The sequence below is a fragment of the Shewanella sp. N2AIL genome, from assembly GCF_022690845.1.
GTDB lineage: Bacteria > Pseudomonadota > Gammaproteobacteria > Enterobacterales > Shewanellaceae > Shewanella > Shewanella baltica.
Map to the genome: position 1 here is coordinate 100,576 of NZ_JALBYT010000015.1, position 8,816 is coordinate 109,391.

General features: G+C 48.7%; 7 protein-coding genes. All 7 read left to right on the plus strand.

Translation table 11 applies throughout. The features are described from left to right. The 7 genes from MO387_RS11010 to putP all read left to right on the plus strand — a co-directional run bounded on the left by MO387_RS11010 (nt 1) and on the right by putP (nt 8,417). Nucleotides 1–657: a DUF4381 domain-containing protein gene (locus MO387_RS11010; protein WP_107948205.1), complete on the plus strand. Its 657-nt coding sequence runs from the start codon at nt 1–3 to the stop codon at nt 655–657. Further along, nucleotides 651–1,673: a VWA domain-containing protein gene (locus MO387_RS11015; RefSeq protein ID WP_107948207.1), complete on the plus strand. Its 1,023-nt coding sequence runs from the start codon at nt 651–653 to the stop codon at nt 1,671–1,673. The genes MO387_RS11010 and MO387_RS11015 overlap by 7 nt, the downstream gene beginning before the upstream one ends. After that, nucleotides 1,670–3,772, plus strand: a complete 2,103-nt coding sequence (locus tag MO387_RS11020; RefSeq protein ID WP_107948209.1) for a VWA domain-containing protein — start codon at nt 1,670–1,672, stop codon at nt 3,770–3,772. Before MO387_RS11015 ends, MO387_RS11020 begins: the two co-directional genes overlap by 4 nt. Continuing rightward, entirely contained in the window at nt 3,766–5,475 is a 1,710-nt protein-coding gene (locus MO387_RS11025; protein ID WP_107948212.1) for a BatD family protein, read from the plus strand. Before MO387_RS11020 ends, MO387_RS11025 begins: the two co-directional genes overlap by 7 nt. A 72-nt stretch (nt 5,476–5,547) precedes the next feature. Next, complete coding sequence (locus tag MO387_RS11030) at nt 5,548–6,111, plus strand: sigma-70 family RNA polymerase sigma factor (RefSeq protein WP_006085483.1); 564 nt, start codon at nt 5,548–5,550, stop codon at nt 6,109–6,111. Next, nucleotides 6,104–6,808, plus strand: coding sequence for a DUF3379 domain-containing protein (locus MO387_RS11035; RefSeq protein ID WP_107948214.1), 705 nt, complete (start codon nt 6,104–6,106; stop codon nt 6,806–6,808). The genes MO387_RS11030 and MO387_RS11035 overlap by 8 nt, the downstream gene beginning before the upstream one ends. A 157-nt stretch (nt 6,809–6,965) precedes the next feature. Then, a complete protein-coding gene (putP, locus tag MO387_RS11040; RefSeq protein ID WP_107950247.1) occupies nt 6,966–8,417 on the plus strand; it encodes a sodium/proline symporter PutP in 1,452 nt (483 codons plus the stop codon). Nucleotides 8,418–8,816: the final 399 nt, after the last annotated feature.

The window sequence follows — 8,816 nt, forward strand, 5'->3', positions numbered from 1 at the left end:
ATGGATCCAGCAACAGTGAATTCAGAAATAGTGACACCAGTGATAGCAAATCCACAGGCTGCAGTCCCTATGGCTTCAGCGCCAAACCCAGCGCTGGCGGATCTGCAGGATATTATTCATCCCGATCCAATCGGCGCTTGGCCTTGGGCAATCGGTTATTGGCTAGTCCTCGGGCTCGTGATTGCTCTCATCACACTCTTAGTGATCTGGCTAAAAAAAAGCGCCCGTGACTTTGCGCCGAAAAAAGCCGCGAAACAGTTACTCAGTCAGCTTGATAGACAAGCGCCATCCTATATCTCTGACGTTAATAGCCTATTAAAGCGTACCGCCATGAGTTATATCAGCAGAGATGCAATAGCCTCCTTAGATGGTGAAGCTTGGGCGACGTGGCTAGACAGCTATTTACCCGCGCCTAAACGCCAACGTATTGGCGCCTTGTTGGCCAAACGTCATCAGCCAACGCCGTTGACCTTAGCTGAAGCCAATGAGTTACATGAACTCGCAAAAGCTTGGTTGGCATCGAAAGTAAAACTGAGTGCGCCTGAGCCGACTCTTGTTCAAGCTAAGGGCTACGTTCAAGCGAGTGGCAACGCTCAAGCTAAAAGCCAAGCGCCAATCCAGCCAGCTGACACCAAACAACCGGAGGCACAATGTTAACAATTGCATGGCCTTGGCTATTGATATTACTGCCTTTACCTTTGATTTTTTGGCGCCAACAAACCGTACAAGTGGATGGTGGCCGGCTACAACTCCCCGGAATAAGCCAAACAGGTAAACAAAGCTTAGCGGCCAACACGCGTCAGAGCCGCAAACGCTACTGGCTGATGTGGTGCCTATTAGTGCTCGCTATTGCTCGTCCGCAATGGCTTGGCGAACCTATCGAACTGCCGAGCCAAGGCCGCGATCTGATGATGGCGGTGGATTTATCCGGCAGTATGCAGATTGAAGACATGGTGGTAAATGGTAAAACCGTTGACCGTTTCACTTTAATTCAGCACGTTGTCAGTGACTTTATCGAGCGCCGCAAAGGCGATCGTATCGGTTTAATTCTCTTTGCCGATCACGCCTATTTGCAGGCGCCGCTCACCCAAGACAGACGTTCAGTGGCGCAATTTTTAAAAGAAGCACAAATCGGCTTAGTCGGTAAACAAACCGCCATAGGTGAAGCTATCGCGCTGGCGGTAAAGCGTTTCGATAAAATGGACGAGAGTAACAGAGTGTTGATTTTATTGACCGACGGCTCTAACAACGCGGGCAATATTGAGCCAGAGCAGGCGGCGCAAATTGCCGCTAATCGTAAAGTCACTATTTACACTGTCGGTGTCGGTGCCGATGTGATGGAGCGCCGCACACTCTTTGGCCGCGAGCGGGTTAATCCCTCGATGGATCTGGATGAAAACCAGCTTAAGCATATCGCCGACGTCACCCACGGTCGTTATTTCCGCGCCCGCAACAGCCAGGAGCTCGACCAGATTTACCAAGAAATCGATAAACTCGAACCTGTAAGTCGCGATCAGTTAAGCTATCGTCCGCAGGCAGATTTGTTCTATTGGCCGCTGGCACTGGCGTTACTGACGAGCCTGTGGATTGCCTTAGGTCAATTGCCGCTGTTTGAAGCGCGCCGCGTTAAACCCTCTGTCGCAACCACTTCACAGGGGAACATTAAATCATGAGCCTACATTTTATTCGCCCAGAATGGCTACTCGCCCTAGTGCCACTGGCTTTAGTGTTGTTGAGTTTATGGCGACAACACGAGAGCCACAGCGCGTGGAATCGTTATATTGCGCCGCACTTAGCCAAAATATTGGTCACCCAAGGCAGCAAGAAATCCCGCCGTCCGCTGCATTTATTAGCTTTCACTTGGCTGATTGCGACTTTTGCGCTCGCCGGACCTGCGGTTAATAAACAGTCCTTACCTGTGTTTGCCGCCGAGCAAGGCCGCGTACTGGTGATGGACATGTCTGTGTCTATGTTCGCTACCGATCTGGCGCCGAACCGTTTAACCCAAGCTAAATTTAGGGCTACGGATCTGCTGCGTAATCTTAAAGAAGGTGAAACAGGTTTAGTCGCCTTTGCCGGCGATGCCTTTACTATCAGCCCGTTAACGCGTGATACCGGCACGCTACTCAATTTATTGCCGACCTTAAGCCCTGAAATCATGCCCGTTCGTGGCTCAAACTTAGCGGCAGGTTTAACCCAAGCTAAAACGCTACTGGCTCAGGGTGGGCATATTCGCGGTGATATTATCCTGATGACAGATGGCATAACCGCAGCCCAATTTGATGACGCTAACTCGGCATTAAGTGGCACGCAATATCGTCTTGCCGTCGTCGCTTTTGGTACCAGCCAAGGCGCGCCAATTCGTCTACCCGATGGACAATTGCAGCGCGACAGCAGCAACGAGGTCGTTGTGGCCAACACTGACTTTGGCCTGCTGCAAAAACTGGCAGCGGATAACAAAGGCGTGTTAATCCAAAATCGTACCGACGGCAATGATCTGGCCCAATTACAACATTGGTTAAGTGATACGGGCGATGCCAAAGCCACAGATCTTGACGGTGAAACCTGGCAGGATCTCGGCCCTTATCTCGCCCTGCTATTACTGCTGCCCGCCCTTTTCAGCTTTAGGCAAGGAATCGTGGCAAGCGTTGGATTTGCCACTCTCATTAGCGGTTTACTGCTCGCGGCCGCGCCTCAGCCTGCCCATGCCAGTGTGTGGGACAATGCCTGGGACAATGTGTGGAAAACGCCAGATCAGCAAGCGATGCAGGCCTATCAATCCCAAGATTATGCCAACGCCGCTAAGCAGTTTGAGTCGCCCCAGTGGCGTGGCAGCGCCCAATATAAGGCCGGTGATTATGAGCAAGCGCTGAAAACCTTCGAGCAAGATAGCTCAGCCCAAGGCCTCTACAATCAAGGCAATGCGTTGATGCAACTCGGTAAACCCGATAAGGCAAAGGAGCGCTATCAAGCCGCACTTGAAAAACAAGCCGATTTCCCTGCGGCAAAGGCCAACCTTGAACTGGCTGAAAAGCAATTGAAAGAGCAGCAAAAGCAGCAAGGTAAAAACGATCAACAGGATAAAAACCAAGATCAACAAGGCGATCAGCAGTCCGGTGAACCCAATTCAGGTGACCAACAGTCTGGCGACCAACAATCCGGTAATCAACAGTCGCAGGATAAACAACAATCTGACCAAGATAGCGCTCAGAAAGATAAGCAAGATCAAACGGGACAAGAGTCTCAGGATCAACAGGACAATGCCAATCCTGAGCAAAGTTCTGATCAAAGCTCTGAGCAGCAAAAAGCGGATGAGCAACAGTCTGAGCAGGATAAGCAAAATGGCAATGCTCAGGAAAAGCAGGATGAAGCTCAGCAAGATCCCGTGAAAGATAAAGCGCAACAGGATCAACAAGCCAAGCAGCAAAATGCCGAGCAGGATGCAAAGGACAATTCACCTGTAGATAATGAAGCTAAGATGCAAGCGCAGGCTAACGCCGATGCCGAGGAGCAAAAATCCGCTGAGCAAGCAAAGCAAAGCGTTGGCGCCAAAGAAGCTCCTGAGAAAGATGCGCAAGATAAACAAGAAGCCGCTATGAGTGAATCTGTCGAAGCGCCGCTAACTAATAGCGAACCGCTTCCCGCAGAAATGCAGCGAGCGCTGAGGGGCGTGAGTGAAGACCCCCAAGTGTTACTTCGCAATAAAATGCAGTTGGAATATCAAAAACGCCGTCAAAATGGCCAAATATCAAAGGATAACGAACAGTGGTGATCAGACAATTTTTTATCCTGCTACTCCTTGCCATCGGAGTGGCCCATCCCGCCTTTGCACTCAGCAAAATTGAGGCATCGGTCGATCGCAATCCTGTGATGGAGGGCGAATACTTTGTGCTCAATATCAGCGTCGATGATGAAATCGATACCGGCAAGCTAGACACGTCCGCCCTGCTGAAAGACTTTATTGTTGGCCGCACTAGCGTGAGTCGCAGCACACAGATCATGAACTTCGATGCGGTCAAAGAGACTCGCTGGCAAGTGTTGCTCGCGCCAAAACAAAAAGGCCAGTTAACCATTCCAGCCTTTACTATTGATGGCATCAGCTCGGCGCCGATCCCACTCAAAGTGGTCGAAACGGGCAGCCAGCCCGCGCAAATGAACAACCTATTCATCGATGCTAAAGTGTCAACTGACGAAGCCTATGTCGGGCAGCTCATTACCTACAAGGTAAAACTCTATCTGGCGGTAGAATTACAAAGGGGCGTATTGAGCGCACCTGTCATCGAAGGCGCGCAGATCAAACAAATCGGCGAAGATAAGGATGGCTCTGAGATAGTCGATGGCCGTCGTTACCGCGTGATTGAACGCACCTATGGCATCATTCCCGACTTACCCGGCCAAGTGAACATCAAAGGCGCAACCTTTGCGGGCGATGTGCTCGTCGAATCCCAACGCCGCGGCGGCATGTTTGGCTTTAATGAAAGCCGCCCCATGCAAGCGGGCGCGCCCTCACTCACAGTGCAAGTGAATCCTGCACCGACAAGTTTCCAAGGCCAATGGCTGGTTGCCGATTTAGTGGTGTTAAAAGAGAACTTCCCTGAGGATATTAAAGAATTTACCGTCGGTAGCCCTATTACTCGCACTATGACTTTATTGGCTTCCAATGCCGATGAAAATAGCCTGCCAGATATAGTGCAAACCCTGCCTAATGAACTGAAGTCATACCCGGAGAAACCTCAGCGGCAAACCTTTGTGCGCGATGCACAAATTGTCTCCCAGTACAGTATTACGTCGGCAATCGTTCCCAGCAAAGCGGGAACATTTACCCTACCCGAAGTCAAAGTGCCTTGGTGGAATCCGCACCTTAAACGTCAAGAAACCGCGACGCTCCCCGCACGCACCATAGTGGTAACTGGCGGTGCCGTCACAGATGCGCCCCCCCAAGCCGCTTGGCAAGCAAATTCAGCGGCCGACAACAATGGCTCCTGGATGATTAAGGTGTTTGCGGCGCTATGGCTGATCACTCTCATCGCTTGGATCATCACTTTAATCGCTTGGCGCCGCGCCTTAAAAAAACCATCGGCCGCCTCGACTGCGCTTAACGCTTCAATGAGTTCGGCACCATCGGCGAATATTGCGGGGCTACAAGGATTGGAGCAAGCCTGTGCCAGTGGCGATGTGAGCCGCATTATGTTGCAGTTACAGCGCTACTTCAGCGAGTTACAGCAAGCGCCTATGACACTAGATAAGATTGCCGAGCAGTCACCGCAACTCGCACAGGCGATACAGCAATTGCAAATTACCGCCTACAGTGCGAAGGCCGATGCCAGCAGCCATACTGACAGTGCGAATACTAACAATGCTAATACTAACAAGCTGAGCGCCGAGTCCGCCGCATTGCTTAACGCAGTTAAGGCTTGTGAGCATAAACATTTAAACCCAAAATCGGCGCCATTAAGGCCACTGAATCCTAAGTAAATTATGGGGTTAATGACAGAGAAGCGAGCTCAACTATGCTAAACATTCAGCCACCAAGCCGAAAAATTAAAAATGTTTGCTAACTGGCGTAAGAAATCCGTCGAGCCCGCGGTCTCTTCTGACATGCTAAGTAAACAACGACGATACAACAGCCTAGTCAAGGCGCTGCATGCAGACATCTTCCGCTACGCCTACTGGTTATGCGGCGATAAACACGTGGCTGAAGACATTACCCAAGAAACCTTCTTGCGGGCGTGGCGCTCTTTGGATTCCCTTAAGGATGATAAAGCGGCGAAGGCATGGCTTATCACGATTCTTAGGCGTGAGAATGCGCGGCGTTTCGAGCGTAAACAGTTCGATTATTCCGACGTTGAGCAAGATACCTTAGAGGACAATATCTCTAATAGCAGTGAAGAGCAGACCGAGCAATACCTGATCCGTCGGCAAATTGGCAAGCTGGATATCGAATACCGCGAGCCACTCTTACTGCAACTGATTGGTGGCTTTAGCGGCGATGAAATTGCCGAGCTGATGGAGCTCAATCGCAACACCGTAATGACGCGTTTATTTCGGGCGAGGAGCCAATTGAAAGAATTACTTGAGAAAAATGATGTGAGAGGTCAATCCAATGGATGAGCTTAAATTTAGACGTCAAGCTTATGAAGATCCTCATAATCAAGATGCTGATTTTCTGGCGCAAATTAATGCTAAGCCAGAAAACCAAGCCTTAATCAATGAGCTCAAAAACCTTGATACCAAACTGACAAATGCATTGAAAGTAGAAGTGGCGGACGATCTCGCCGATAAACTGATTTTGCGTCAGCAGTTACAACAACACCATAAACACCGCCGTCAAACGGGCTTTTTAGTGGCGATGGCGGCCTCGGTGGCATTTGTGGTGGGGATCAGTTTTAGTCTATTGCGTTTAGGGCCAATCGATTTAGCTGAACATGCACTGGCCCATGTCTACCATGAAGGTGTTGCCTTACAGGTGGATCAAAACGTCAACTTTAATCAGGTCAATGCGCAGCTCGCGTCGATGAAAGACTTTGGCAATGCAAAGTTCACCCAACAACCAGGCAAAGTGTATTACACCTCCTATTGTGATTTTCAAGGGGTGAAAAGCCTGCACTTAGTACTACAAGGCGAGCAAAGCAAGGTTACACTCTTTATCGTGCCACTCGAAAAACGTATGGTGTTAGACAAAACCTTCGCCGATGGCAAATACCAAGGAATGGGCTTTGAAACACCCGATGCGTTTATTTTGCTCATAGGTGAAGATAAAGCAGACCTTAGCTACGTGAAAGACGAAATCAAGAATACCTTTATCTAACCATATATTATATTTACCATTTTTAAATTAACCTCCGATATTTCAATGCAATCGGAGGTTAGATTTTAATCACACTTCTATCTGCTAATGGGCGATTGTTCAAACATCTGGTAGCATGCTTGCCACTTTTAATAATAACAAGATGGGAAAAGGCAAGATGACGATTGAAACCCCGATTTTAATCACATTTGTTGGTTACTTAGTATTGATGATGGGCATAGGTTTTTGGGCTTACCGTGCTACCGATACTGTTGATGATTATATTTTAGGTGGCCGCAAAATGGGCCCCGCTGTGACCGCACTCAGTGTGGGTGCATCCGATATGTCAGGTTGGCTGTTACTGGGTTTACCCGGCGCAGTTTACTTAGGCGGCTTAGGTGAAGCTTGGATTGGCATAGGATTAATTTTTGGCGCTTGGCTAAACTGGCTATTTGTCGCCAGACGACTGCGTATTTACACTCAACTCGCCGATAACGCCCTCACCTTACCGGATTTCTTCGAGAAACGTTTCCACGATACCCAGGGCTATCTCAAGCTCGTCTCCGCAATCACTATTTTAGTGTTTTTCACTTTCTATGCTTCCTCAGGCATGGTCGGTGGTGCGATTCTGTTTGAAAAAGTTTTTGGTCTCGATTACACAGTGGCACTAGTGATTGGCTCAGCCATCATAGTCGGTTATACCTTTATTGGTGGCTTCTTTGCCGTGTGTTGGACAGACTTCTTTCAAGGCTGTTTGATGCTTGTCGCCCTCTTAATCGTCCCCTTTGCCGTTTTCTCTCACCCTGAAAGCCACGCCGGAATTGAAACTATCGATCCTGCGATGTTGGCCTTGGTCAGCGACAAAACCACAGTGATAGGCATGTTGTCTTTACTCGCATGGGGTCTTGGCTATTTTGGTCAGCCGCATATTTTGTCGCGCTTTATGGCGATAGGCAGTGCCGATGCCCTGCCCTTGTCACGCCGTATTGCAATGAGCTGGATGGTGTTATCTCTCATTGGCGCGTTAGCCACAGGTATCGCAGGCTCGCTCTATTTCGCCAAAGAGCCATTAGCCAATTCTGAAACGGTATTTATCCATTTAGCTCAAGCGGCGTTTAACCCATGGATTGGTGGGCTATTAATTGCCGCTATTTTATCGGCAATCATGAGTACTATCGACTCACAACTCTTAGTCTGCTCAAGTGTCATCACCGAAGATTTCTACCGTAAATGGTTGCGCCCAAAAGCCGATGATCGCGAGCTAATGATGGTAGGTCGTTTAGGTGTACTCGCTATCGCTGTGATTGCAGGTGTGATAGCACTCAATCCTGAAAGTAGCGTGCTCAGCCTAGTGAGTTATGCTTGGGCAGGCTTTGGTGCGGCCTTTGGTCCCGTAGTCTTGTTATCCCTGTTTTGGAAGCAATATAGCCGTAATGGCGCCATCGCCACTATCATTGTCGGCGCATTAACAGTCGTGATTTGGAAGCAACTCACTGGTGGTATTTTCGAACTATACGAAATCCTCCCAGGGTTTGTATTCGCCACATTTGCCGGTATTTTGGTGAGTAAATTGTCTGCACCGAGTGAAAATGTAACCACAGAGTTCGAGCAATTTAAATCTTCACTCTAGTTTTGACACGCTTGTATCACTTAAAAAGCGCACACTTGTGCGCTTTTTACATTTTGTATCCTTTTAAACACTCAACACAAAATTACAAACCGTTAACGTCAATTGAAACCTATCGATAAACCCAAAGCCCTTCATATCAAGCATCTGGCCAGACCATTCAAGCATGCTAAAGTTCAACCTCTGTTTTAAAGTTTTTTAATTAACTGAAAATTAACATTTTTCACATCTGGTCGGACTTGTTGAGGCTACATTCAGTCCATAAGATGCCGAAGACTAGGGCTTGTTGATCTTTCGTGATGGATTATTAGACAGCATGATGGGCTGGTATAATTACTTTCGCCAAAAACTAACCATGACAACCCATCATGCCAAGAACAATGTTAACAGACGAGTACTGGT

Excerpts from the sequence above, each read along its gene's own strand:
- MO387_RS11015 (WP_107948207.1), top strand. The coding sequence starts at position 651 with ATGTTAACAATTGCATGGCCTTGGCTATTGATATTACTGCCTTTACCT.
- MO387_RS11010 (WP_107948205.1), top strand. The coding sequence starts at position 1 with ATGGATCCAGCAACAGTGAATTCAGAAATAGTGACACCAGTGATAGCA.
- MO387_RS11035 (WP_107948214.1), top strand. The coding sequence starts at position 6,104 with ATGGATGAGCTTAAATTTAGACGTCAAGCTTATGAAGATCCTCATAAT.
- MO387_RS11020 (WP_107948209.1), top strand. The coding sequence starts at position 1,670 with ATGAGCCTACATTTTATTCGCCCAGAATGGCTACTCGCCCTAGTGCCA.
- MO387_RS11030 (WP_006085483.1), top strand. The coding sequence starts at position 5,548 with ATGTTTGCTAACTGGCGTAAGAAATCCGTCGAGCCCGCGGTCTCTTCT.
- putP (WP_107950247.1), top strand. The coding sequence starts at position 6,966 with ATGACGATTGAAACCCCGATTTTAATCACATTTGTTGGTTACTTAGTA.